Below are 25,467 nucleotides of genomic sequence, written 5' to 3'. Positions count from 1 at the left end.
TCTCCTGGTCACCGGCACGCGGCTCAGATGACCGGCGCAGACTGCGGCTCTGCCTCCAGCGGGGCGTCGATGGCCTGGTGCCGGGTCTCGATACCCGCCAGCGCGAGCAGTATCACGGCGCAGGCCAGCGGCACCGCGCCCGTAGCGGCGGTGACCTGCAGTTTTGGGGCGGCCAGCGACAGCAGAGTGAGGACCAGCATGACAACTCCGCCGCACTTAGTGAGCCCGGCCACCCGGCCCGTTGCCCGCCCCCGCAGTGCCGTGGGGTAGATCTCGGCGCAGTAGGCGATCGTGATGGCGCCCAGCGAGTACACGCTGACGATCGGAACGGACAGTAGAGCCATCAGCAGGGTGCGATGTTCCACGACATCGTCGCCCAGCACCGTGAAGCAGAGGAGCGGCGCGACGGTCAGGCCGCTGAGCAGAACCGTCGTCCACTTCGAGCTCCAGAACCCGTAGGCGAAAGCGGCCACCACGTTCATCGGCAGACCGAACAGGGCGGCATTGCGCAGGATCCGGTCGGCGTCCAGGCCCTCGATCCCCATGCGCTGCAGATCGGTCGGAACCCACAGCTGGAACCCGTACGTCACGAGGCCCACGCTGAGAGCCAGCAGAAGCAGCCCGGTAAGGAGGAGCGGACCTCCCTGCACGGAGGCCTCGGTGCGCGCGGTGGTGGCGGCAGGCGCCGCCGCAGAGCGCGGGGAGGAGACCAGAGCCGACCCGTACCGCTCCATCACGGCGCGCGCCTCGTGGCCGCGGCCGGCCAGAATGAGGTAGCGCGGGGACTCCGGTATCCACCGGTTCAGCAGCAGGACGAGTACGCCGGTGGGCATGCCGATCAGCCAGAGGATGCGCCATCCGTAGTGCGGTACCAGGCTCTCGGCCAACTGGCTGGTGAGGGCATAGGCGAGGGCGGAGTTCCCGCCGATCAGCACCAGGAGCCAGCCGCGGTGGCGGGCGGGAACCGTCTCGGTGAGAAGCGCGAAGGTCACAGGCAGCATGCCGCCCGCGCCGATGCCCATGAAGAAGCACATCACCAGGTTTCCGGTGAACGTGGGCATCGCACCGCAGATCGAGGTGGTGGTGAAGATGACGCCGGCGAAGAGGATGGCAGGGCGCCGTCCCACACGGTCGGCGAGCACCCCCCACAGAATGGAACCCAGCACCGTCCCCAGCAGCCCGGACAGCGGCAACAGGGTCACCGGGAGACCGCCGTTGGGATGCAGGGGTGAGGTGAGGCCGTACTCGGCCGCCACGCCGGGCGCGACGAAGGACAGCGTGGTCGGCTTCATGACGTCGATGGTCACGGCGAGGGTGAGCACCAGGACGAGCCCGACGTGGGAGGGACGCAGGCGGGCGTCGTCCAGAGCGCGGATGTGCAGGTCCACTGGCGGCTCGTCGCGGCGCCGGGGTGGAAGGAGCCCCCACAAGGTCAGTGCGCCCCCCACAAGGACCGCCGCCATGCCGACGGTCATGGCGGCGTCCGGCTTCATGTTGGCCATGTGGTAGTGCATCGATCGTGCCTCGATGAACATGGGCAGGTGCAGCGCGGCGCCGATCGTGCCGATGACCGCGCCTGCCCAGAAGACGGCTGGTCGTCGGAACGTGATGGCGCCCTCCTTGGGGCGGTTCACGCTCACGCGGGTACCGCCCGGAAGGACTCCAGGGCGCTCACCAAGGACTCGGGGACGGTGATCGGGACCGTCTCCAGGCCGTCGCTGCGCATGCAGGCGACACGCTGGGAACCGCGGGCCGCCAGCCGCTCGCCCTTGGCGTGCAGATGGACGTAGTCGAAAGTGAACTCGACCTGGGTGCTGAGCACTTCACGCAGACGCATCCGGACGGACACCACGTCGAACGCCTGCAGCTCCAGGAAGTACTCGCAACTGCAGTTCACGGTGAACAGTTTCAGGCCCGTCTGCAGTTCGGCCAGCACCTCCGGCGCGTGCTGGTACAGGAACATCTCGCGGCAGCGCCCCTGCCAGCTCACGTAGTTGGTGAAGTAGACGTTGCCGACGAGATTGGTTTCCTCGAAGCCGACGACGTGCCGGTATTCGAAATGGTCAGGCATGCGTCTCCCTTCCGTCTCGAGCGATCGCAGCCACGGCAGGCACTGGTTCGTGCGACGCATTCCCGTCGGTGGTCATGTAGGCGACGACCGTGAAGCGTCCCGCCGCGAACTCGGCACCTCCGTCGTCGCGCAGGGTCCGCAGGTGGGCCCGGTCGGCTTGTCCGCCCCCGGCTTTCCGCACGGCCTCAGTCACACTCCATACGGCAGTCCTGGCGTGGCCGGCCGGCCAGCCCGCGGCCACGACGGCCCCGGCCAGGGCCTCGCCGTCGGTTCCCAGCAGCCCCTGCCAGTCGGTCTCGGGCCGATGCACCACCGCTTCGATGTCACAGCCCACAGGCCCGTCCGCGGCGACCGCAAGGGTGACCCCGGCGCCGTGTGACGCGCTCAGACACCAGCCGTCGGGTGTCAGGTCGGGCTTGCCGTCGCTGCGCCGGGTGACGGGCAAACGTCCCTCGGCGAGCCGGGCGAGCGCGTGCTGGGAAGCTCCCCGCCGTTTGACGACCGCCTCCTCGACCACGGCCCGCAGCCACGGCCCGTGCTCCGTCGTCTCCGCCATACGGACGAGGAGCGGGGCCAGCAGCGCGACGGGCCAGTGGCGCGGCTGCGGGCGGCGGTCGCTGGTGGCGCGGAAGACCACGTCGTCCCAGCGTTCGACGACGCGGCCGGACCCGTCGGTGACAGTGAGGCGATAGGTGAACGCGTCGCCCGTGTGTGCGGTCTCCTGTGCCATCAGGTGCAGGTCGCCGGCCGGCGCGGCAGCGGGGCGTACCGTCACGTGCCCGGCGGAGACCGGCAGCAGGGTCCGGTGCGGGACGCAGACCTGCACGGCGTGCAGGAAGGCGTCGCGCGCGCCCGGGTCGGGCAAGGCAAGGGTCTGGGCGTGGAACATCCCGAACCACCCCTTGTCATCGCCCGGCGCGATCACGGCTCGGCACGTGTGTGCGCTGATGTGCCGGTAGCCCGTCACCCGCTGGAAACGACCGCTCTGGAACAGCAGGCTCCCGTAGAGGTCGCGGGCGGGGTCGAGACGGGCGGCGGGTGCGTCGTCGGCGGATGCCGGTGCCCGTTCGCGGCGGCCGGTTGTGTCGCCGACGTGCACGGTGGCGAGGAAGTGGTCGACGGCAAAGTCCGTCTCCTGGCTGCGCATCGCTACGGTGACGCTTCCGTCCGCCCGCACGAGAGCGGCCGTGCGCACGGTCGTGGTGCCGCGTTCGGGAACTGTGATGGGTCTGAGGAACCGCACGTCGGTCAGCGCGCTGACGGGAGAGGCGCCGGTAACCGCGGCCGCGATCTGGGCCATCGCCTCCATGCCGATGACACCGGGGAGCAGGGCCTGGCCATCCAGCACGTGGTCTGCCAGGTAGGGGTCCGCGCCCAGGGAGAGTTCGGCCTCGGTGACGAGTTCGACCCCGGGGTAGTCGATGAGCACCCGCTCCGCGAACCGCCCGTGGTGGGAGGTCGTGTCCTGGTAGGCGAGGGTCGGCAGTGTGCCGGTGCGGGAGGCGAGGACCAACGGACCGCGCAGCTCCCCGTCCGCGAGCACCCGGCCCAGAATCTCCAGGCAGTCGTCCACGGTGATGGGGCTGATGCCCTGTCGAGTGAGGGAATCGAGCACGCCGAGGCGGTCGCCCATCCCGACCCCCGACCAGACGGACCATTCCAGGGTGAGCCCCCGGCACGTGGGACGGGTGCGGCAGTAGTCGTCCACGTAGGCGGCGAGCCACTCGTTGGCGGCGGCGTAGTGGGCCTCGCCCCGGAGTCCAGAGCGGCCGATGATGCTGCCGAACGCCAGCAGCAGCCGGGGCGGGCGCTCACCCAGAGCGTGGAGCAGCAGCCGCAGGCCGTCGAGCTTCGGCCTGCTGGTGGCCTCGAACTCCTCCTCGTCCAGGTCCTCCAGGGACATGGGGGTGTTCCTGCCCGCACCGTGCAGCACCACGGTGACGGGACCGAGCTCGGCCTGGACTCGGCGTACCGCGGACTCGACCGCCTCGGGGTCCGTGAGGTCCGTGGGGAGGTAGCTCACCCGCGGGCCGAAGCGTGCGAGGTTCTCGGCGAGCAGGGCGTCGTCCTCGACACGCGTCCGTCCAAGCACCGCGATCCGCGCGCCGCTGTCGCCGGCGAGGGCTGCGGCGCACTCGGCGCTGATGCCCTTGCCTCCGCCGGTGACCAGGACGACGTCGTCGGGGCGCAGTCCCGGCTGCGAGCTCCTGGGCAGCGGGAGCAGCACAAGAGCGGGCGTGAGCCGCGTTCCGTCGGCGCGGTAGCGCACCTCGGTGAAACCGCTGGCGGTGCGGATCTCGGCCGCGATGCGCTCGAGCCAGGGCGGGGAGCACAGGTCCCGGTCGCTCACCTCGGGAAGCGTGATGAGGCAGACGGTGACGTCCCGCCGTTCCAGGTGCAGTGTCTTGGCGAAGCCACCGCCGACCGGTCCTCTCTGGACGACGGCCAGGGTGCCGTGGTGCCCGACCACATCGGCCGCGGTGAGCAGCAGGCCGGGGATGCCGGGGGTTGCCCGGTCCGGCAGACACAGCAGCGTCCCTCGCCTGGATGCCTCCCGGGTGAGCTTGCTCGCGAGGGCGGCGGCCAGGGGGTCATCCGGCACCGAGTGCACGTTCCAGCTCGCGGTGCCGGCGTCGGATGAGGACCCGTCGGCAGCCGCCTGGTGCGGTGCCCGGGCCAGAGGCGCGGGCGTCCAGTCCACCTGGTAGGCGCGTACCCATGAGCCCACACCGGGCACCTGTGCCGGATACGGGTCGCCCGAGGACTCGGAGCCGGCGTAGAGGAGCGCGGCGATGTCGGCGACGGTGACCGTGGCGATCGACATGATGTCCTGGGGTGGTTCGACCCCGATGTCGGCGGCGGTCCGCGCGACGATCTGGCCCACGGTGATCGAGCTGAGGTGCAGCTCGTCGAGGAGCCGGGTGCTGGGGTCGATGGCCTCCACGGGCAGTTCTGCCCGTTCGGCGATACGGGCGCGGAGGACGGTGAGCGCGTCTGCCGGGGGCCCCGCATCCGCACCGGCCGCCGGGTCGTCGCCGGAGGGTGCGGCGTGCTGGGCGGGCGCGGTGGGCGAAAAAAGCTCGCTGGAGAGCGGCGCCACTCCCCCGGCCTCAGAGGGCGGGGCTTCCTCGCAGGGGTTGGCCAGGAACCGTAACGGGGCGTCGAGGGAGAAGGGGCGGGTGAGCCGGTCGGAGAACAGCTTCTGCGGCCGCAGCGGCGAACCCAGCACGTAGGCGGCGGCCATGACTTCCAGCAGTCCTCGCAGGAAGGGGCTGTCGGTGGCCGTGCTGACCGCCGGTGTCCCGTCCGCGCAGTCCCTGGCGAATGCCGCGAGGGCGCGGCCCGGACCGACCTCGACGAACAGGTCGGTAGTGCTGGCGACTTCCCCTATGGCCTCCGAGAACCGCACCGGGCTGATGAGTTGCCGCCCGAGCAGCTCGGACAGGTCGGCCTCGGGCTCGATGCGGCGGCCGGTGACGGTGGAGACGACCGGGCGCTGCGGGGCCTTGATCGGTTCGGCCGTCAGCACGGTCGGCAGGGCCTGGGCGGCGCAGGCCATCTGCGGCGAGTGGAAGGCGTGCGAGACGTCGAGCGGAGTGACGTCCACCCCGGCCTCGCGCGCCGTCTGCGTCACGACGGCCACGCCTGCTCGCGTCCCGGCGACGACGGTCTGCCGCGGCCCGTTCAGTCCCGCCAGTACACAGTCCGTGCCGTTGATCCAGCGGACCGCTTCCTCCGGTCCGACCGCGAGCGCGGCCATGGCGCCCTCGCCCTGCGGCGCCCTGCCCATCAGAGCGGCACGCTGGTCGACCATGCGCAACAGCGCGTCCTCGTCGACGCAGCCCGCCCAGTGCAGCGCCGTCAGTTCTCCCAGGCTGTGACCGACGGCGGTGTCCGCGCCGATCCCCGTCTCCTGCAGTACCTTCAGCGCCAGCAGCGAGGCGCACACGATGCGCGGTTGGGCGAGACGGGTGTCCGCACCATGCCGCAGCCCCGCGCCCTCGATAGCCGCGACCTCACGGTAGGCGCAGTCAAAGCGCGCACGCATGGCCGGTCCGACGCCCCCCGATCCCTGGCCAGGGAAGAGGAAAGTGATCCTCGGCTGCTGGTGCCCTTGGCCGAGCCACACACCGGCCGTCGGGTCGATTGTCTGAGCGGCCCCGGAGGCGGCCAGGCGGGCCAGGTGCCGCAGACGCGCAGCCGCCTGCCGTGGGGTCGCGGCGACCACCGCGCCGCGCACGCCAGCCCCCGTCTCTTCCCGTGCGCCCGTTTCTCGGGCCAACGCAGCTGCCAGGTCGGTGAGTTCGGCGTAGGAGATGCGGTCGGCAAGGTCGGCCAGGCGCGTGCACCGGAAACCGAGCGCAGGGCCGTCCGCGGCGGCCACGAGGAGCAGTTCGGTGTCCTGCCGCGTGCGAGCCGCCACCGGCAGGAGGGTCGTCCCGGTGGGCCGTGCGTCGGCGGCTTCCACGGCAATGTGGGTGTTGATACCGCCGAATCCCATGGCGGAGACGCCCGCGCGCACGGGGCGTCCCTCCGGGAACGACTCGGGCCGTTCGGCGAGCCGCAGCGCCCTGCCCGCCGCTGTCAGCTGCCGGCGGGGCTGCCGTACCCCTGTGGCGGGGGGCAGGACGCGGTGCCTGACGGCCTGGACGGTCTTGATGAGTCCCGCGATGCCCGCCGCGGCCTTGGTGTGGCCGATGTTCGCCTTCACCGAACCGATGACCGCTGGGGGTGTCGTGGTGCCGTGAGCGGCGGACAGGGCGTTCAGCTCGGTGGCATCACCCACCGGTGTGCCAGTGCCGTGCCCTTCGAAGTAGCCCACCGACGCGGGCGCATACCCTGCCATCGCGTAGGCCCGCCGGACGGCCAGCAGATGCCCTTCGGCGGCTGGACGGGTGATGCTGCCGGAACCGTCGGCGGAGATCCCCCATCCGGTGAGCACGGCCCGGACGTCGTGCCCGGCGGCGCGCGCGTCGTGCTCGCGCATGAGGACCATGACACCGCAGCCCTCGCCCGGCAGGAAACCCTGGCAGGCCTGGTCGTAGACCAGCATGTCGTCTTTGGCGAGTGCTCCGGTACGGGCGAAGCCGATGAGTTCGAAGGGGTCGATGCTGAGGTCGACTCCGCCGACGAGGGTCGCGTCGGCTTCTCCCGTGGCCAGCATGCGGCATCCGTCGGCGACCGCGAGGAGCGAGGACGCGCAGGCGCCGTCCACGGTGAAGCCACCGCCGTGGAAGTCGAAGTGGTTGCTGACCCGCCCGGCGATCGTGTTGGCCAGCCCCCCGGCGAGGGTGTCCTCGTCGGGGGTGGGGAACGGTGCCTTGAACCGCGTCTCCAGCTCCGCCAGCAACTCTGCCGCGGCGTGCCGGTCCATGCCCCGCTCGTCGAGCAGCCCGGCCAGGACCCGTCGGACGTAGGGATAGCGCAGCCGCAGGGCCAGTGACCTGCTGCGGTCGCCGGTGAGGGAGTTACCCAGGACCACCGCCGTCGAGGCGCGGGGCAGGCCTTCGCCCTGGGGCAGGTTCGCGTCCAGCAGCGCACGGTGGGCCGTATCGAGTGCGAGCCAGTGCACGGTGTCCGTGGTACGGAACGTCGTCCCCGCGACGCCGAAGGCGCCTCTGTCGAACTCGAACCCGTTCAACAGCGCGGCATGGGTCACGCCGAACGAGTCGACTCCGGCCACTTGGGGGAGGTAGTCCTCCGCGTTGAGCCGCTCCCGCGGAATGGGACGGAAGGCACGCCGTCCGGCGAGGACGTTCTCCCACAGCTGGTCGGGGCTGTCAGCGTCCGGGAAGCGGCAGGCCATGCCCACCACTGCGATACGGGCCTGGGGGACACTCATGCGCCACCCCCCGCGGAGTCAACGCCGTGCGCCGGGTGCCAGCGCTTGGCGGCCACCGCGTGCGCGATCCACCAGCCCACGCCGCGCGCGAGGCAGACCACGGTGACGGCGAAGAAGAGGGTGTAGACGACGTGCAGGGCGATCAACACGCCGTAGACGAAGCCGACCGCGGCACCGAAGAGAACCTGGTCGCGGGGGCGGAACGGTGTCGTGCCAGGGTCGGTGATCATGTAGTTGGTGAACAGGATGAAGGCCACGCCCGTCATCACCGACAGGGCCGAGACCAGGTTCTCCCCGAGGAAGGCCCAGCGGGCCACCGCCTGGAGCACGAAGGCCGTGACCCAGCCGGCGATCAGCGGCAGCTTGCGCGTCAGCTTGCCGTTGAGCAGCGTTCCGGCCGCCAGGATCACCACGGGCAGGCCCCAACTGCCGTACACGTTCAGGTGCTCCGTGAAGTGGTACGGCGGAGCGATGGCGACCCAGCTGTAGGTCAGCAGGACGACCGTGATGCCGAAGTTCGAGGGGTTCATGAAGTGCCGCATCCGCCCTTGCACCGGTGCGCGCAGCACGGCCTTCTGGCCCACCCCGACGACCACGGCACACAGCACGGGCAGAATGTGGTCGTTGGCGTAGAGGAGCATGTTGCAGGCGAGCCCCGTGATGTGGGCCGGTAGCAGGAATTCGTAGACGGCCCGCGGGCCGCCGGCGAAACGGGCCGGCCGCCGCTCGCTCCACGCACTGAGAGCTTCCAGCAGGAGTTCTGTCGCGTAGGCGGCGGCGACGGCCGCCAGGGGCCAGAGCCAGGGCTGTTCGAAGCCCAGCAGGGTGTAGCCCAGGATGTTGAGCACCGAGATCGAGAGAGCGAAGTTGCGCAGGGCTAGGTAGCGCGGATCGGGACGGCGGGGTTCCTGGGGCGTCGCCGGGTCGGCGGGGCTGCGCTCCGCCTGTGTGGCGTCCAGCTGGTGCCTGGCGAGATCGGTCATGATGCGGTCACCTCCGTTGCGCGATCGTCGAGCAGCAGGGTGTGCCGGCCCGGCCGCAGTGTGAGCGTCTCCAGGTGCGTCCCGCCCGCTGTGTCGATCCAGCGCACCTCGACCCGCACGGGGGTGTCCTTGGCCGTACCGAGTCCGAAGGAGAGCGTGAAGTCACGTTTGCCGGAATGTCCGCTGCCGCCGTCCACTTGCTGCAGAGACGTTTTTCCGTCGACCGTCACCCGCGCCTGGGCACCGATGGCCGCGACGGTGGCGCCGGTGCCGGCGGACGTGTCGGAGGCGGGCTTGACGAGGTCGAGGGTCAGCCGCCGGTTCACGGATGGGGAGTCGTTGCGGTAATAGAGCGGCGCCGCCCACTGCCGGGCGATGGCCAGGTCCGGCGCCCCGTCGCCGTTGCCGTCCCCGATGGCGATGCCCCGGCTCGGGGTGGTGTCGCCGACACCGAGCCGCCGGGCGATGTTGATGTACGACCCGTCTCCGGCCGAAGCGTAGAACGCCAGGTGCTGATGGCCCGACAGGTCGTCTCCCGGCGTAAATTTCGGCCACACCTCTGGGTGCTTGAGCAGTTCGTCGTTGGCCATGGCCAGCTCCTGGAGCTCGGGCCACCGGTTGGTGCTGCCCTGGACGAATCCGGTGGTCTGCACGATGGCGGGCAGGCCACTGCCGTCGAAGTCGGCGGCCTTGGCGTCCCAGCTCCAGCCGCTCCACGCGAGCCCGAGGTCCGCGCTGTGGTCGGTGAAGGGAGCCACACCGTTATGCAGTTGCCGCCGGGCGGCCGCGAGGTCGGACGCATCGTTCATGAAGGCGAAGTTGCTCTCCTGCAGGCCGAAGGACGTCGTGATGTTCGAGACGAAGATGTCCAGGCGGCCGTTGCCACGCAGGTCCGCGAAGTCGACCCCCATGCCCTTGAAGGAGTCGTTGCCCAGTGCCTTGGACTTGGGGGTGGTGGGACCCCGCCGTCCGTGCAGTGTCGTGAACCGTATGTGTCCCGGCGAGGAGTCGTTGCGCAGCAGGTGGTCGGGGCCGAAGTCGTTGGCGATGTACAGCTCGGGCAGCAGGTCCCCGTCGAGGTCGGCCGAAGCCGCCGCGAGGGTCCAGCCCTTGGCGTCGCCTGCCGGTATGGCGTCCTTGGCTTCCTCGTACACGGCGCGTCCCGCGTCGGGCTCGCGGCGCAGGATGCGTCCGCCCCCGGCGTTCTCCGCGTGGGACATGGAGTGCTGCATGACGACGCGGTCGTCGCTTCGGGTGCTCAGGACGCCCGAGTCCGGGAAGTAGTTGCCGACGAAGATGTCCGGGTGACCGTCGCCGTCGAAGTCGGCCACAGAGACAGCGTTGGAGTTCCAGCGCGGGCCGTGGTAGCGGCCGTCGTTCGGACCGCCGGCCGCCACCAGTTCCTGTGGGCGGTACGCGTCGTTCGACAGGCGGCCGGCGCTGTCGCGATGCAGGAACAGGACGGGGGTGCGCCCCCAGTAGTAGACGAGGAGGTCCATGCGGCCGTCCTCGTTGTAGTCACCCGGCACGCAGCCCATGGGCGCCATCTCGGCGTCCATCGGCAGAGGAGCCGGATCGAGGACGAACGGCGTGTATCTCCGGCCGGTTCCCGCAACGGGCGTGACGACGACCTTGTCCGTCCTGGAGTCCACGATGCAGAGATCCGACGAGGTGCCGGTGCCGTCGAGGTCGTTGATGGCGATCGCGGCGCCCACGGACGAGATCCACGACTGGATCTTCTGGTAGGCGGGGTTGACCGTGCGGACCTTCCGGTCCCCCGCGTCGTAGCCGGGCGGAAAGGCGATGGGCAGCGCGGTGAACGCGTAGGGGGAGGCCGTCTTGGCGGTCGCCTCGGGTGACGGATCGGGCTTGCGGGCCGCTACTAGAACGGTGGCCATGAGGGCGATAGCGACCAGAACGGGTATCCCCCTGCGCAGACGGGAGGAACTGTCTCTCAGCATGTGCCTCCAATCAGAGGGTCAATCACTGAAGTGGCGCTGGATTCGGCTGCGCCACTCCTGGTAAGCGGGCTGCGCGCCGTCCGGGGGCAGTTCCTGCCGTGTCGTGTGGGTGACCGCAGCGGCCTCCGCGGCACCGATGCCGCACAGGAGCTGTAGCGACTGCTCGGTCCAGTCGGTGGCGAGTCCGGCACGCAGGCGGGCCTCCGCGGCGAAGGCGGCACCCTGCCGCAGCTCGGGCAGGTGCTTGCCCGCGCGCTGTGCCAGCAGGGACAGGGCCTGTGGGGTTCCGGCCTCGGCGTAGACGGCTGCCAGTCCCGCTCCGGCCCACAGGTCGGGGTGGCGCTCCGGCGCGAAGCGCTGGATACGGTCGGCCAGGCGGCCGGGATCGGCGCATTCGACGAACCACATCGCCCGGCCGATCCCCTGGTCGACCACGCGGGCCACTGCCGCCTTTGGGCCGGGCCAGGCCGGCAGCCTCGCCGACCAGCGTCCGTCGGCTCGTGTCCCCGTGCGGAAGTAGGCTTCGTGGAACCCGTATCCGTCCAGTGCCAACCAGCGCAGCAGCGGATCGTCCGGTACGACGTGTCGCCACAGGAATGAGGGAAGACGGGCGAGGGCCCATCCCGCGCCCACATGAACCATGTACCGGTGAGCGGCTCCCGAGGAGCCGAGGAGAGCGGCCACCCGGTCACGGCGCCGCGGGCCGATGGCGTCCAGCAGGGCCAGCCCCATCGCGGCGCCCTCGTAGGCGAAGCCCTGATGCGCGCGCGGAACGCCTGCGCCGAGGACGTGATCGAGCTGTTCGACGTCGGTTTCGGAGGTGGCCGTGCGCAGCCCGGACAGAAAGGCGAGGCCGACGGTCTCCAGACGGCGCTGGTCTGCCTCGGAGCCCTGGTGGAAGCCCCTTGCGGCGAAGGTGGTGGCGCTGGGCAGTGGAGTGACGAGGAGGCCACGGAGTTGCAGGAGGAAGCTGGCGGGAAGGCAGTGGACCGCGGACACGAGCTCTCCAAATGTCAGCTGCAGCCCAGGGGTGATTTTCCCCGTACAGGGCACAGGCGGATCGCGGCACGAACGCGGTCCACATTCTTACGGCTATGACTGGAGTCGTTGAAGAGGCGAAGGGTTTCTGGCTGAAATTCCTTGGACTGTTCAAGATTCTATAGCTTTGTGACCCTTCGGGGATGTCTGGCGCATCCCTCCCCCTTAAGCCTCCCATCACCTGGGATACAGGGAGTTTCATTGCTTGAGATGCTACGTGACGCTTCCCGCATCCCGAGATGTTACTATCTAAACCTGTAGTAACAGGTTGAAATGAGGCAGAGTGGCGCAGCGTACGTATGGGCAGATGTGCGGGATAGCCGCCGCGCTGGACGTTCTCGGTGAGCGGTGGACGCTGCTCCTCGTCCGCGAGTTGCTGATCGGCCCGCAGCGGTTCAGCGAACTACTCACCGGGCTGCCGGGCATGGGCCCCAACCTGCTCTCCGAACGGTTGCAGTTGCTCACCAGACACGGCGTCATCGAGGCGCAGCAGGTCGCGGAGGACAAACGCGCGCGGCTGTACCGGCTCACCCCGCTCGGCCAGCAGCTGCGCGAACCGGTCCTCCTGCTCGGCCGTTGGGGCTTGACCATGCTGGAGCCCGACGAACAAGCCCGGACTCGTGCCGAGTGGGGCCTGCTGGCCGTCGAGGCGATGATGCGCGGGCAGGACGTCCCCGACCGTGCCGAGCGCTACGAATTCCACATCGACGACCTGGTGTTCCACATCGCGGTGTCCGACGGTGCAGCGTCGGTCCAGCGCGGCCCGGCGCAGAAGCCCGCGATGACGGCCGTATCGCGCTCCCAGACCTTCATCAAGATCGGGGGAGGCATCCTCGGCCCCTTCGAGGCCGTCGCGGCCGGGGAGCTGTCTCTCAGCGGGGACCCGGAGGCGGTCCTGCGCTGCTGCAGGCTGCTGGGCCTGCTGTGACAGGGGCGGACTCTACCGGCCCGGCGGCCGATGGACCGGTAGAGTCCGCCTCCTTCCGAGCCGCCCGGCGCGGGCGGCCGAATCGAGTGAGAGGAGCCGTTCGTGAGCGAGACCTTCCGCGCCACGCTGGTCCGTGAGGATGGGGTCGGGACGTGGACTTATCTGACCGTGCCCCCCGGGGTGGCGGCACGTCTGGGTACCGCGGCACGCATCCCGGTGGTGGCCGAGGTGGAGGGCGTCTCCTTCACCAGCTCGGTCATGACGGGACCGGAGCAGTCGCGCTATCTCGTGGTGAACCGATCGGTACGGGACCAAGCCGGCGTCACCGACGGGGACACCGTCTCCGTGCGGCTACGCGTCGACACAGCCGAGCGCCGGGTCGAGGCCCCCGGTGACCTGACCGAAGCGCTGGCGGCGGCCCCCACGGCACGCGAGACCTACGAGGCACTGTCCTACTCGCGCCAGAAGGAGTACGTCACCTGGATCGAGGCAGCGAAGCGGCCCGAGACCAGGCAGCGCAGGCTCGCCAAGGCCCTGGATCTGCTCGCTGAGGGACGCACTCTGAAAGGTTGAGCACGGCAGCCGGCGCCTGCGAGCCGCGCAATCAGGGCAACCTGCGAGAAGCTTCCTGCGGAAGAGAACCCCTAGCGTGATCAAGCGTCACTGCCCGGCGTCCACGACCGCTTCGGGGGTTGCCCGTGCCCACAGAGTTCGCCGCACACGATCCCGTCACCGCCGCCGCACCCAGCTGGCCGGATTTCCCCGATCTCGAACCCGGCAAGGCACTTGAGGCGTTCCCCCCGCTCAACGCCGCAACCGCCCGCTCCATCGTTCAGGACCGCTGGGAGCGGCTCGTCGCGCGTGCCGTCGTTCCGGAGCCGCCAGAGCGGGTGTGGAAGGCCCTGACCTCTCCGGAGGAGGTGTGCCACTGGCTCGCGGTGTGCCGGGGCGCGCCTGCCCGCGAGGACCAGGAGTACCTCCTCGACTTCGAGGACGGTGAGTTCTTCCAGTGCCGCACGGAGGTGGCGACGGCGCCGTCCGCCGAGGGGCACGGGGTCCTGCGCCACCTCTGGCGCTGGGCCGGGGTGGGGCCGGCAACCCGGGTGGTCTGGGAACTCGACCCCGTGGACGGGGGCACCCAGATCACTGCGACCGAGGAGGCGTTCAACCCGCCCTCGGACTGGCGGTCGTGGAACGGCAACGGCTGGCCCGGCATCCTCGACCAGCTCGCCGGCTATCTGCGCACCGGTACGACATGGCGCTGGCCCTGGCGACGCATGGGCCCCTACGTGCAGATCGAGCTGGCGGCGGCCCCGTACGACGCCTGGGACGTGCTGTCCAAGCCCGAAGCGCTGCGGTACTGGCTCCAGCGGCGTTACGGCGACTTCACCACGGGATCGAAGCTCGTCCTGGTCATGGGCGACGCCAGCGGCACCGTGGAGATGACCGTGCAGCGGCATGTCGAGCCCAACCAGGAGTTCCCCTCGTACCTGCCCTGGCTCGAATTCGGGCTACGCCGCGCGTCCTGGCCCGTGGAGCTGGGCGGGAAGCTGTACATCGAACCGGCCGGCCTCGACCGCAGCCTCTTCCAGATCTTCGTCGATAACTGGGAGAACGTACCGGCCGCGGTGCAGCGGGAAGAGCGGCAGATCATCGCGCAGTTCTTCCGCGACGCCATGGTGCGGGCGCAGCAACTGATCTCCCCCCGGCCCAGTTCGTCCCACCCGCATGGCTGGTCGTGACTCGCTTAGCCCGCCCAGACGACAGAGGTATGCGATGACTGTGCAGGACACCGCGAAGGTGACGCCAGACCCCGGCCGGGACGTGCTGGAACAGCTGATGTCGCCCCCGGCCGATCTCGACCCCTACCCCGTCTACGCGTGGCTTCGGGAGAACGCGCCGGTCTACGCGAGCAAGTACGGCGCCTCCCTCATCAGCAGGTACGCCGACGTGCAGTACGTGCTGAAGCACCCCGAGGTCTTCCCGGGCGCTTGCGAGGAGGCCATGGCGCAGATGTTCCCGCAGGCAGCGGGACATGAGGCGTACCAGGTGCTGGTGACGTCCCTCGTCGGCAGCAACCCGCCCAAGCACACCCGGCTTCGCGGGTTGATCGGCAAGGAGTTCACCTCCCGGCGCGTGGGCGGACTACGGGCAGCCGTCGAGTCCCTGGCGGATCGTCTGGTGGACGATGCCGCCGAACGGCTGCGGGCCGGGGAGACGGTGGACCTGCACACCGCGGTGTCCCTTCCCACGCCCCTGCACGTGATCTCCGACCTGCTGGGCATACCGTCCGCCGACCGCTCACGGCTGGCGGTGCTGGTGCCGGCGATGATGAACGTGGTCGACCCCGCCGCTTCGCCCGCGGCGGTGAACGCCGCCGACGCCGCCTTCCATGAACTGGGCGACTACCTCGGCGCATTGATCGCCGAACGGCGCAGGACGCCCCGGGACGATCTCATATCCGCACTCGTCCTCGTGCATGACGACGACAACCACCGGCTGAGCGACGGCGAGTTGCGCACGCTGCTGTTCACCTTGTGGTCGGCGGGGTTCGAGACCACGGCTACAGGCATCGACAACGCCCTGCTGGTCCTCATCGAGCGGCCGGAGACGCGGAAGTGGCTGCTCGGCGATGAGCCGAGCGCCACTGCCTTCGTGGAAGAGACGCTGCGGCACGATCCCTCCGTGCAGGTCGCGCCGGGTATCCGGTTCGCCGCCACGGACACGGCCTTGAGCGGGGTGACCATTCCGCAGGGCACGCAGGTGCGACTCATGCTCGGCGCCGCGAGCCGGGACCCGGCGGCTTATCCGCAGCCGGACGACTTCATGCCCGGACGGGGCGGAGCCACCCCGCTGAGCTTCGGAGCCGGCATCCACTACTGCCTCGGGGCCGGGCTGTCCCGCCTGGAGATGACGGTCCTGTTGCCGCGTCTGCAGCGCAAGCTCCCGGCTCTCGCCCTGGACGGACCGCCCGGACGCCGCCGGTCCATCCCGCTGCGGGACTTCACGTCCCTCAAGGTGCGGCTCGCGGAGTGACACGGGTTCTCGGTACGCAAGGGCGACAGGAAGGGGCGGCCGTGGCTGACTCGATCACGGTGGAAGGACTCGGCAAGCGACTGGGCAAGAAGCAGGTCCTGGAAGGGATATCCCTGTCGGCACCCCCAGGGGCGGTGGTCGCGCTGCTGGGGCCGAACGGCGCCGGCAAAACGACGATGGTGAGGGTGCTCTCGACCCTGCTGCGACCGGACGCGGGACGAGTGGCGATCTGCGGAGTCGACGTGGTGGCCAACCCGCGGCGCATCCGCGCGATGATCGGTCTGACGGGTCAGTTCGCCGCCGTGGACGGCGTGCTCACCGGCCGGGAGAACCTCGAACTGGTCGCCCGTCTGTACCGGATGGGCAGGTCCGCAGCCCGGGCCAGAACGGACGAGCTGCTGGACAGGTTCGGTCTCGGCGAGGCCGCGGACCGTCTGGTGCGCACCTACTCGGGCGGTATGCGCCGGCGTCTGGACCTTGCCGCGAGCCTGCTGACGAGGCCGGCAGTGCTGTTTCTCGACGAGCCGACGACCGGGCTCGACCTGCGCTCCCGCCTGGACCTGTGGTCGGAGATCGAGCAACTCGTCAAGGACGGCACCACACTGCTGCTGACGACGCAGTACCTGGAGGAGGCGGACCGGCTCGCCAGTACGGTGACCGTCCTCGATCAGGGCCGCACGGTGGCCCAGGGAACACCGGCCGCGCTCAAGGACCAGATCGGCGGCGACCGCGTCGAGTTCACGCTGGCGGACCCCGCGGATCTGGACCGCGCCACGGGCATCCTGCGGTCCCACATCGACGAGGAGCCACAGCTCGACCGAGCGTTGGCCCAAGTGACGCTACGCCTGCCCGACGGCGACGACGCGGTCGGCGCCATGCTGCGGGACCTGCGCCACAGCGGCATGGAGGTGGCCACCCACGCGGTCCGCAGCCCGACTCTGGACGACGTTTTCCTGACCCTGACCGGCACCAGCATCGCCGACAGCGAAAGAGCACACGACGACGCGGGTGGCGGACGCACGGCGCGTCGCGGCCGCCGCCCGATGAGAGGAGAAGGACGATGAGTACGCCCGTGTCCGCAGGGGCCCCCGGAGCACTGCAGGGCCTCAACGACGCCTGGCTCCTGGCCGGCCGGAACATGCGGCACATCCGGCGACGCCCGGACCAACTCATGGCAGCGGTCCTCCAGCCCATCATGTTCTTCATCCTGTTCGCCTACATCTTCGGCGGCGCGATCACCGTGCCGGGCGGCAACTACAAGCAGTTCCTGCTGCCCGGTGTTTTCGGCCAGGTCATCGTCTTCGGCGGGCTGTCGGGCATGTGCGTCGGCATCGCCGAGGACATGCGCAACGGCATGATGGACCGTTTTCGCTCCCTCCCCATCAACAGCGCCGCTGTCCTGTTCGGAAGGACCATCGCGGAGTCGGTACGCAACCTGATCGCACTGGTCGTGACCGGCGCCGTGGGTCTCACCTTCGGGTTCCGCTTCCACGGATCGTTCACCGACACCCTCGCCGGCGCCGGCATCCTGCTGCTGTTCGGCTTCGCGCTCTCCTGGGTCCTCGCCTGTGTCGGCATCACCGCGTCCAGCGCAGAGGGCGCCCAGACCACGGCGATGCCGTGGCTGTTCCTGCTGGGATTCGTCAGCTCGGCCTTCGTCCCCACCACCGCGATGCCCGGGTGGCTGCGGGCCGTGGCGGACCACAGCCCGGTGACGCTGACGATCAACGCGGCACGCGCCTGGTTCAACGGCGCGCCGCCGGGCGACCAGTGGTGGCAGTCCATGGTGTGGTCGGCGGCGCTGCTCGTCCTTTTCGTCCCGCTCGCCACGCGGCTGTTCCGCCGAGCCGTCGCTGCCTGACCAGGCACCCTTGCCGACAAGAGAGGCAGCTTCGTGGACATCATCGGAGCCGGTCTTGGCCGCACCGGAACGACCTCGCTCAAGCAAGCCCTCGACATCCTGGGATTCGGCCCCGTTTATCACACCAAGGAGATCTTCCGCGATCCCCGGAGGCTGGCCGACTGGGAAGCCGTCGTGCACGGCGGCGAACAAGACTGGGACCGTATTTTCGACGGCTACCGCTCAACGGTGGACTGGCCCGGTGCGGCGTACTGGAAGGAACTCTCCGACTACTACCCCAAGGCCCAGGTCATCCTCACCACCCGGAATCCCCAGACATGGTACGCGAGCTGCCGGAACACCATCTTCGTCTCGTATCGCCGGGAATTTGTGTGGCGTATCCTGCTCCCTCTCATGCGCATCCCGCTGCTGGCCGCAGACAAGCGTCTCCGGAATTTCCGGCAGGTCTTCGACGCCATCTTCCGGCGGCATTTCGGCAACCGTCCCATCGACGATCAGGCAACGGCGGTCTCGGTCTTCCAGGAGCACATCGAGCGGGTACGAGCGGAGATAGCGCCAGATCGGCTGCTGGAATACCAAGTCACACAGGGATGGGAACCCCTCTGTGAATTCCTCGGCGTCCCGGTGCCGGACGAGCCCTTTCCCCATGAGAACGACCGCGGCGCCTGGAAGCGCTTCACCCGCTCCCACGTCCTGCGTGGTCTGCGGAAAATCGCCGCGCGGCCGCTCCGCGGTCCGCGGGGCGAGGGCCGGCGGCGGCCGACAGGGACCGCCCAGTGGCACACGCCCGGTGAAGGGGACACGTGAACGAGCTGATGCAGTACGCCGAACGGGTCTGGACAGGCAAGGAGAACCTGGGCGCATACTTCAGCGGGGCTTTGCGGAAAGAGGGCCTCCGACCGGTCGCCGACGACGTCTGGATGTGGCCGGCCACCGGCAACGTTTACGTCTTCCGCTCGTCCGAGGGCCTGCTCCTGTTCGACTCCGGCGACCGCCATACCGCTCGGGACCTTCACGCCGCGGTCCGGGCGTTGACGAAGGACCCCGTTCACAGCATCGTCTACTCGCACGGCCACGTCGACCACGTCCTGGGCACACCCCCGTTCGACGAAGAGGGGGCCTGGACCGACGGCGCGGGCCCCCAGGTGATCGCGCACGACGCCGTGCAGCGGAGATTCGACCGCTATGTGCTGACCGCCGGCTACAACACCGTGATCAACCGTCGGCAATTCCGCGCGCCGAAGATGACGTGGCCCACGGTGTTCCGGCGTCCCGACCAGACCTACACCGACCAGAAGGATCTGCGGGTCGGCGAGGTGGAGGTGCGCCTCAGGCACGGCAGGGGCGAGACGGACGACGCCACGATGGCCTGGTTCCCCGACACCCGCATTCTGTGCTGCGGTGACTTCTACGCCTGGAACGCGCCGAACGCCGGCAACCCGCAGAAGGTCCAGCGCTATGTTGCCGAGTGGGCTCAGGCGTTGCGCTGGATGGCGAATCTCGGGGCGGAACTGCTGCTGCCCGGGCACGGTGTGCCGATCGCCGGCAACGGCCGGATCGAGGAGACCCTCGTGGCCTCGGCCATGTTCCTGGAGCAGCTGCACGACCAGGTGCTTGCGCTGATGAACCGGGGCGCCTCCCTGGACGAGGTGCTGCGCGGGGCGGCACCGGACCAGGACTTGTTGAGCAAGCCCTATTTGCGCCCGACCTATGACGAGCCGGAGTTCATCGTCCGCAATCTGTGGCGGTACTACGGGGGCTGGCACGACGGCGACCCATCCGCACTGCGTCCGGCCGCCAAAGCCGAACTGGCGGGCGAAATAGCAGAGTTGGCGGGCGGAGCCCTGGTTCTGGCGCGCAGGGCGAGCGACCTCGTCGAACGGGGTGAGCACCGACTGGCGGGGCACCTTGCGGAGTTGGCCGCTATGTGTGTATCCGCGACCGACCCGAGCTACGCCGAGATACACGCGGCCCGCGCCCAGGTCTTTACCGCACTGGAGGAATCATCGGGTTCCTTCATGGCCCGCTCCGTCTACGGCTGGACGGCTGCGCAGTCGAGGTCCCTTGCCGCCGGTGGGGACAAAGAACAGGAGACGAGCGGCGACCGTTGGGCCCCGTGACATCGCGGTGCGCGGCTGAACGACCCGGCCGCCGTACGAACGGGCGGTGCCCGGCCGGAAGTCACCGGCCGGGCACCGCCCGTTCCTGTCACGATCAGCTGCCCTTGGGCTCCTTGACGATCAGCAGGTGGTTCCCGTCAGGGTCGTTGATCGAGAAGAACGATCCCCACGGCGCTTCCATCAGAGGCCCGTTCGACTCGAGTCCCTTGCCGGCAAGTTCCGCGTGAAGGGTCGCCACATCGTCGGCGGCCACGGAGAATTGCTGCATTCCGGGCTTCATGCCGCCGACGTCCCAGGTGACCAGGACGATGGAACAACCGCCACCCGGCGCGGCGAGCTGGAGCCAGCGCAGGCCAGGCTCTGGAGGCATCTCCTCAGGCGTCATCTCGTGGTCGTTGATGACCTCGAAGCCCAGTTTTTCGTAAAAGTCTTTCGCGACCTCCTGATCGGTCACCGGGACAGAAAGGAGCGTAATGTGACTGATGCCCATGCGCGCACTCCAACTGAAAGTAGGGCAGTCGGCCTTTGACGCTGCCAGGCTAGCCGATATGGTCGGCATCCCGTGGCTGCACAAGAAAAGCAGTCATGAACCTCTTCCCTCCGCGCCGGGAGCCGGGCGTCTTCTCGTCGGGCCGAACGCAGTTACTCGCTGATTCCGGCGGCAGCCGCCTCGGACGGATTGAGGTCGCAGACACGGACCAGGACGTCATAGGCCACCAAAGCGCCCCGGACGACTTCGTTGTAGAGGTCCTGCGAGGCCAGGGCGAGGTCACGCATCGGCTGCATGAACATCATGAAGAACGCGTTGAAGTCATAGTTGGCCAGAATGGTGTGGCCGTATTCCTCCATGTTCTGCAGCAACTGCACCCTGACCCGCAGCTTGCGCAGCCGGGAGATACGCGCCTGCGCCATGCCGGTGAACCCGCCCTCGCCCAGCTGACGCAGCGTCTGCTCGTAGCACTCGTCGCGCCCTTTGGCCAGAGCCGCCGCCGCGTACGCCTGCAGACTCTGGTACTGGCCGACGGCCAGATCGATCTGGCCCACGGTGCCGTCCAGCGCCCGGAAGCAGGCGTCATAGGTCGAGCTGACCTGCTTCATGGCGGAGGTCACCTTGTCCGGGTCGACGTCACCGGTCGGCGAGACGGCCGTCCCGGAAGCCTCCACCACATACCGGACCGTGTCGTCGAGCGCTGCCAGCGCGTCCATCGTGTCTCGCACAGACCGCAGGGTCGCGGCGGTCGCCACGGCGTCGGCGACCAAGCCCTCGGTGATCTCCGCTGCCTCGTCGGTCGAGTAGTTGGTCGGAGGACATTCGTTGTGCAGGCCGAGTACGCCCACTGCCTTCTCCTGTCGCCGGGATACGGGGAGTGCTCCTAGACAATAGGAAGCAGACCGCTCGGGCCACTACTTCCAGATTGCCTCCTGGGGCACGGCACAGACGAGCAAGACGGAAGAACACAGCGTCGGCCGTGGTGGGGAAGGATGCGTTTCACGGCGTGCCCGAGCGAAGGGAAGTGCCACTCCATGCAGCAGGGAACCTCCAAGGCCGGCGAAGGAGACACGGTTCCTGAGGTGTTCGAGCGCGCGGCGCCCGCCTACGACAGGACCGGAGTCGAGTTCTTCACGCCGCTCGGCCAGCGTCTCGTAGAAAGCGCACGGCTCGGCCGCGGTCAGCACGTCCTGGACGTCGGCTGCGGGCGTGGGGCGTGCACCGTGCCCGCAGCCGAAACAGTGGGGGACGAAGGGCGAGTAACGGCCATCGACGCCTCACCGGCCATGGTCCGAGCTACGGCCGAACTGGTGGCGGAGCGCTCGTTGCGGCAGGTCGCCGTCGAGGAGGGGGACGCGATGTCCCCGTCCTTCCCCGCGGGCTCTTTCGACGCCGTGGTCGCCGGGCTCGTCGTCTTCATGCTCCCCGATCCGGCGACTGCGCTGCACAACTACGCCATCCTGCTGCGGCCCGGCGGCCGGCTCGCCATGAGTTCCTTCGGACCGGTCGACCCCCGCTTCTTCCATGTCACGGACGTGCTCCTCACCTTCCTGCCGGACGGGCCGCCGGACATCCCCGGGCAGGGAGACTCGCCCTTCGGGAGCAGAAACTCGCTGATCCGTCTGGTCGATTCGGCGGGCTTCAGCGAGGTGACCGTAGACGAAGCCGGCTTCGACCTCCGCTTCAGGCAGCCCGGACAGTGGTGGGACTGGCTGTGGCAGACCGGAGGGCGGGTGGTGCTCGACGCCATCCCGCCGGACCGGCTCGACGCCGCACGGGAGGCCGCGTACCAGCGTATGGAGGAGGTGCGCGACGCGGAAGGACGACTGACCGTGCGCTGGAACGTGTGGTTCACCCACGCAGTCTCCCGGAAGGGATGATGCAGAAGATGCCGACTCAGCCTCCCCTCGCGCCCGGCGCTCTGCCCATGGTGGGACATGCGGCGTCGTTCCTCCGCGATCCCGTCGCCGTGATGAGGTCCGGCCAACAGGCGCACGGACCGGTCTTCTCCATCCGTCTGGGCCCGAAGCGGGCAGCTGTCGTAGTGGGCGTCGAGGAGAGCCGAGCGGCCCTGGCGCTCCCGGAGAGCACACTCGCGGTGCGACCGGTCTACCAGTGGCTCAGGCCGATGTTCGGCGAGGTCATGCAGGCCGCCGCCCCCTCCGACTACCTCACGCAGCGCGCAGCACTGCTGCCCGCCTTCCGCGGGCGTCAGGTATCCGACCGGGTGACGCATGTCGCCCAGGACATACACGCCTGGACGATGGCACTGGGCTCTTCGGGACGGTTTGACGCCAACCGGGACGTGGAGCGCCTCACACTGGACATTGCGATCGGGCTCGTCCTGGGCACACAATTCCGTGTGCGCCACGGTGAGGAGTTCCGCGCTCTCTTACTCGACGTGGCCGCCGGCATGGACTTCTTCCTACCGGAGCGCTTTCCCGCGCCGCGCCTGATACGCCGCAATCGTGCCCGCCGCGCCCTTTTCGCCATGCTGTCATCAGAACTCAACGCGGCACGGACCGAGCCAGACCCGGAGCGGCGCGGATACTTCGGCCACATCATCCTAAGCCAGGACGCATCCGGAGCCTCGTTCGATGACGACACGGCAATCGGACTCACGCTCATCTTGTGCTACGCATCGTACGAGACCACAGCCGCGCAACTGGCTTGGGTGCTGGTCCTGCTGCTCCAGCACCCCACCTATCACAAGCGAGTGCTGGACGAGGTACACACACATCTTCCCCATCATCAGAGCCTGCCGACCCTCGCCGACCTGCGCAGGCTGCACCTGCTTGGCGCTTGCCTACTCGAAGCCCAGCGCCTGCGCCCCGCCACCAGTATGCTGACTCGATTCGTGGCCGAGCCTGTCACTGTCGGCGGCTACGAGATACCCCAAGGATGGAACACCTTGTTCTGTCCCCCGGTTACACACCGCTCACCAGACCTCTATCCCGCACCCGACACCTTCGACCCCGAGCGCTTCTCCTCCGAGCGGGACTCTGACGGGCGCGCCGCAGGGCGACTGCTGAACCTCGGCAGCGGGATCCACACATGCCTCGGCGGCCACCTTGCCGACATCGAGATGCGCTTGGTCATCGCGCTGCTCCTACGCCGCTTCGAGATGCGGCTCGTCGATCCCTCGCCAGCGCCGACGACGAAGCCCGGGCCGAGCAGGCCCGCAGGCCCCTGTCTGATTGAATACCGCAGCCACTCTCACGTTTGACACCAGAACCTGGACCTGAGCCAGTGGCCAGCTCTCAGGCAAGCTGGACGGCCTGCAGCAAGCTCTGAACAGCACAGTGCCAGGACAGCATGCCGTCCAATCACTGATTCCTCATACCGTCCGTCAAGCCGCGACAGCGATAGGCACCGTGAGCTCGCAGCCCCGCCGCTCTGGGAGAAAGACCCAGAGAACACTGACACGGCGACGGGCCGAGAGCGAGCACAGCCTGGGTGTGACGCTCCCCCTCGGCTCGCTTGCGGCCGCAGAACCGGCGCGACTCCTCGCAGTGCCGGATACCGAACAAGTCGGGGGCGTAAAAGATGCTTTCGGGCGGCGGTTGTATCGCCGAGGACGTCTACGCTCTTCCACCGAGGCCCGAGTCTCGAATCAATGGAACAGTTTTGCAGCTATGACCGACCACCAACGGGCAGTTTTCAGCAGCATACCGCATCAAGGGCAATGCAGGGTTTATGGAATCGAGGCGAAGAGGAGATGGATTGACGCCCCCAAAGCGACGAGATAGTACCGCACCTCAAGCGCTTGACGCTTCTTCCGTTTTGCTAAGTTCAATTTGACAGAACGGCAGGTGATTCGTAACGTAATTACTCAGCTCTCTAGGGCAGTTCGGGGGCCGGCCCTAGGATGTCCCTGAAGCTAGCATTCAAGGAGCGCGTCAAGTGTTACAGAGGAAAAGGCTCGCGCGAGCCGCAGGATCTCTCACCGTGCTGGGTTTGGCAGCGGTCTTCTGCTTTCAGACCCCCGCCTCAGCAGCGGCCCCGACAGCCACCGTGACGCCGTCGTCGGGACTCTCAGATGGGGCGGTCGTCAGGGTCACAGCGGCCGGCCTGGAGCCTGGGACCACATACAACGTGGGCGAGTGTGCCTCGGTGGACGGTGGTTCGCTCGCCTGCGACCTGGCAGGATTCATCCCGGTGGTCGCCGACTCGAACGGTGAGCTGGAAACGCAGGTGACCGTACACAGTTCGTTCACCGGCTATCTCTATGACGGCACAGCCTGGGGCCCCGTCGACTGCGCAGCGCTGCAGTGCCTCGTCGGCATGGGGGACTCGTCGGGCAACGGCCCTGACGGCGTTCCCATTTCTTTCTCATGATTTGGCGGTGAGGCTGGCACCGGCGTGGACGTCCGTAACGGCCCACGCCGGTGCCGTATCAGGTGTTGGGGCTGCCGCCGGAAGCGCGCTCTCGGATTCTGCTTCGCGTGCGCTACTGAGGTTTTCACTTCGGGGTGACGGTGGTTTCGGCAGTGGGTGTATGCCGGTGGGAGATGAGTCGGATCGCTGAGAATTGACCGGTCCAGCAGACTCCGAAGGCCGTCATGCCCCCCAGCTATCCACCTGAGTTCGGCCGCCGGGTCCTCGATCTGGTCGAGTCCGGCCGGAAGGTCGCGGAGGTGGCGAAGCTCCTCGGCATCAGCGAGCAGACGATATACGTCTGGCGTCGCCAGCATCTGATCGACACCGGGCAAATGCCGGGTGTCCCCACGCACGAGCAGGCCGAACTGGCCGCAGCCCGCAAACGGATCGCGGAACTGGAGGCGGAGTTGGCCATCCACCGCCGGCTGCGGAGCTGTTGGGGGAGGCGGCCAGAACACCCCACGATGGAGGGCAAGGTGTACTGCACAGTCGTCCTGGACACCTTCTCCGTGCGCGAGCCGGTCGCTGTGCACCTGGCGGTACCGTTCGACCTCACGGATCAGCACGGACGGGTCGTCGAAGGCCGCGCCGCGGATCTTCACCGCGAGCTCGTGCCGGATGCTCTCGGGTTGGATCGATTCGTGCAGCCACTGAGCCCGAATCCACCGGCTGATGTTCGAACGGAGCTGGCCCTGGAACGAAGAGATGCCTTGTGACCTGCGATGATGGGCTTGTCTAGGGTCCACAACCGCAAGAA

The 25,467-nt window shown here is 68.7% G+C and carries 19 protein-coding genes and 3 pseudogenes; 12 read left to right on the top strand and 10 right to left on the bottom strand.

Features of this window, described 5'->3' with window-relative positions; translation table 11 throughout:
- Nucleotides 1-23 precede the first annotated feature (23 nt).
- Genes AQJ91_RS35725 through AQJ91_RS35700 form a run of 6 tightly spaced genes read right to left on the bottom strand, consistent with a single transcriptional unit; the run spans nt 24 to nt 11,856 of the window.
- Nucleotides 24-1,634: an MFS transporter gene (locus AQJ91_RS35725; protein ID WP_079085466.1), complete on the bottom strand. Its 1,611-nt coding sequence runs from the start codon at nt 1,632-1,634 to the stop codon at nt 24-26.
- A 2-nt stretch (nt 1,635-1,636) separates the two neighbouring features.
- Nucleotides 1,637-2,071: an acyl-CoA thioesterase gene (locus AQJ91_RS35720; protein ID WP_067029944.1), complete on the bottom strand. Its 435-nt coding sequence runs from the start codon at nt 2,069-2,071 to the stop codon at nt 1,637-1,639.
- Complete coding sequence (locus AQJ91_RS35715; protein ID WP_079085465.1) at nt 2,064-7,913, bottom strand: type I polyketide synthase; 5,850 nt, start codon at nt 7,911-7,913, stop codon at nt 2,064-2,066. The genes AQJ91_RS35720 and AQJ91_RS35715 overlap by 8 nt, the downstream gene beginning before the upstream one ends.
- Nucleotides 7,910-8,896 carry an enediyne biosynthesis protein gene (locus AQJ91_RS35710; protein WP_067029939.1) on the bottom strand — a complete coding sequence of 329 codons (987 nt, stop codon included), beginning with the start codon at nt 8,894-8,896 and terminating at the stop codon, nt 7,910-7,912. Before AQJ91_RS35710 ends, AQJ91_RS35715 begins: the two co-directional genes overlap by 4 nt.
- Nucleotides 8,893-10,857: a CRTAC1 family protein gene (locus AQJ91_RS35705; protein WP_067029936.1), complete on the bottom strand. Its 1,965-nt coding sequence runs from the start codon at nt 10,855-10,857 to the stop codon at nt 8,893-8,895. Before AQJ91_RS35705 ends, AQJ91_RS35710 begins: the two co-directional genes overlap by 4 nt.
- Nucleotides 10,858-10,875: 18 nt before the next feature.
- A complete protein-coding gene (locus AQJ91_RS35700; protein WP_199848110.1) occupies nt 10,876-11,856 on the bottom strand; it encodes a DUF1702 family protein in 981 nt (326 codons plus the stop codon).
- Nucleotides 11,857-12,178: 322 nt separating this feature from the next.
- Here AQJ91_RS35700 and AQJ91_RS35695 point away from each other — a divergent pair, with 322 nt between their 5' ends.
- From AQJ91_RS35695 to AQJ91_RS35660, 8 genes are all read left to right on the top strand, one after another.
- Nucleotides 12,179-12,823, top strand: coding sequence for a winged helix-turn-helix transcriptional regulator (locus tag AQJ91_RS35695; protein ID WP_234383234.1), 645 nt, complete (start codon nt 12,179-12,181; stop codon nt 12,821-12,823).
- A 102-nt stretch (nt 12,824-12,925) separates the two neighbouring features.
- Nucleotides 12,926-13,396, top strand: a complete 471-nt coding sequence (locus tag AQJ91_RS35690) for a YdeI/OmpD-associated family protein (protein WP_079085464.1) — start codon at nt 12,926-12,928, stop codon at nt 13,394-13,396.
- Nucleotides 13,397-13,521: 125 nt separating this feature from the next.
- Nucleotides 13,522-14,565: an SRPBCC family protein gene (locus tag AQJ91_RS35685; protein ID WP_067029932.1), complete on the top strand. Its 1,044-nt coding sequence runs from the start codon at nt 13,522-13,524 to the stop codon at nt 14,563-14,565.
- Nucleotides 14,566-14,599: 34 nt separating this feature from the next.
- Nucleotides 14,600-15,859: a cytochrome P450 gene (locus AQJ91_RS35680; RefSeq protein ID WP_067029930.1), complete on the top strand. Its 1,260-nt coding sequence runs from the start codon at nt 14,600-14,602 to the stop codon at nt 15,857-15,859.
- 41 nt (nt 15,860-15,900) lie between these two features.
- Nucleotides 15,901-16,923, top strand: coding sequence for an ATP-binding cassette domain-containing protein (locus AQJ91_RS35675; RefSeq protein WP_067029928.1), 1,023 nt, complete (start codon nt 15,901-15,903; stop codon nt 16,921-16,923).
- Nucleotides 16,920-17,720, top strand: coding sequence for an ABC transporter permease (locus AQJ91_RS35670; protein ID WP_067029926.1), 801 nt, complete (start codon nt 16,920-16,922; stop codon nt 17,718-17,720). The genes AQJ91_RS35675 and AQJ91_RS35670 overlap by 4 nt, the downstream gene beginning before the upstream one ends.
- Before the next feature lie 33 nt (nt 17,721-17,753).
- On the top strand, nt 17,754-18,527 hold the full coding sequence (locus AQJ91_RS35665) for a sulfotransferase family protein (RefSeq protein WP_067029919.1): 774 nt from the start codon (nt 17,754-17,756) through the stop codon (nt 18,525-18,527).
- Nucleotides 18,524-19,840, top strand: a complete 1,317-nt coding sequence (locus AQJ91_RS35660) for an alkyl sulfatase dimerization domain-containing protein (RefSeq protein ID WP_067029918.1) — start codon at nt 18,524-18,526, stop codon at nt 19,838-19,840. The genes AQJ91_RS35665 and AQJ91_RS35660 overlap by 4 nt, the downstream gene beginning before the upstream one ends.
- 94 nt (nt 19,841-19,934) lie before the next feature.
- Here the strand turns inward: AQJ91_RS35660 and AQJ91_RS35655 are convergent, their stop codons facing one another.
- Both AQJ91_RS35655 and AQJ91_RS35650 read right to left on the bottom strand, forming a co-directional pair.
- The gene (locus AQJ91_RS35655) at nt 19,935-20,330 is read right to left on the bottom strand and encodes a VOC family protein (RefSeq protein WP_067029916.1); all 396 of its coding nucleotides are present in this window, start codon (nt 20,328-20,330) and stop codon (nt 19,935-19,937) included.
- A 152-nt stretch (nt 20,331-20,482) separates the two neighbouring features.
- Nucleotides 20,483-21,178: a hypothetical protein gene (locus AQJ91_RS35650; RefSeq protein ID WP_067029913.1), complete on the bottom strand. Its 696-nt coding sequence runs from the start codon at nt 21,176-21,178 to the stop codon at nt 20,483-20,485.
- 186 nt (nt 21,179-21,364) lie between these two features.
- Here AQJ91_RS35650 and AQJ91_RS35645 point away from each other — a divergent pair, with 186 nt between their 5' ends.
- Entirely contained in the window at nt 21,365-22,210 is an 846-nt protein-coding gene (locus AQJ91_RS35645) for a class I SAM-dependent methyltransferase (protein ID WP_067029910.1), read from the top strand.
- A complete protein-coding gene (locus AQJ91_RS35640) occupies nt 22,207-23,556 on the top strand; it encodes a cytochrome P450 (protein ID WP_079085459.1) in 1,350 nt (449 codons plus the stop codon). Before AQJ91_RS35645 ends, AQJ91_RS35640 begins: the two co-directional genes overlap by 4 nt.
- Nucleotides 23,557-23,679: 123 nt before the next feature.
- Here the strand turns inward: AQJ91_RS35640 and AQJ91_RS56410 are convergent.
- Nucleotides 23,680-23,824, bottom strand: a pseudogene (locus AQJ91_RS56410) (IS110 family transposase); the annotation flags it as partial.
- Nucleotides 23,825-24,233: 409 nt separating this feature from the next.
- On the opposite strand from AQJ91_RS56410, the gene AQJ91_RS35635 reads away from it, so the two are divergent.
- Together AQJ91_RS35635 and AQJ91_RS56405 are read left to right on the top strand one after the other, a co-directional pair.
- Nucleotides 24,234-24,668 (top strand): enediyne antibiotic chromoprotein, encoded by a 435-nt coding sequence (locus AQJ91_RS35635; protein ID WP_067029907.1) that lies wholly within the window; start codon nt 24,234-24,236, stop codon nt 24,666-24,668.
- Between the two features lie 224 nt (nt 24,669-24,892).
- Nucleotides 24,893-25,063 (top strand): annotated as a pseudogene (locus tag AQJ91_RS56405) (transposase); the annotation flags it as partial.
- Between the two features lie 66 nt (nt 25,064-25,129).
- On the opposite strand, the pseudogene AQJ91_RS58525 reads toward AQJ91_RS56405, so the two are convergent.
- Nucleotides 25,130-25,467, bottom strand: a pseudogene (locus AQJ91_RS58525) (hypothetical protein); the annotation flags it as partial.

This window comes from Streptomyces dysideae, from assembly GCF_001514305.1.
GTDB lineage: Bacteria > Actinomycetota > Actinomycetes > Streptomycetales > Streptomycetaceae > Streptomyces > Streptomyces dysideae.
This window is presented reverse-complemented; position numbering and strand designations above follow the sequence as displayed.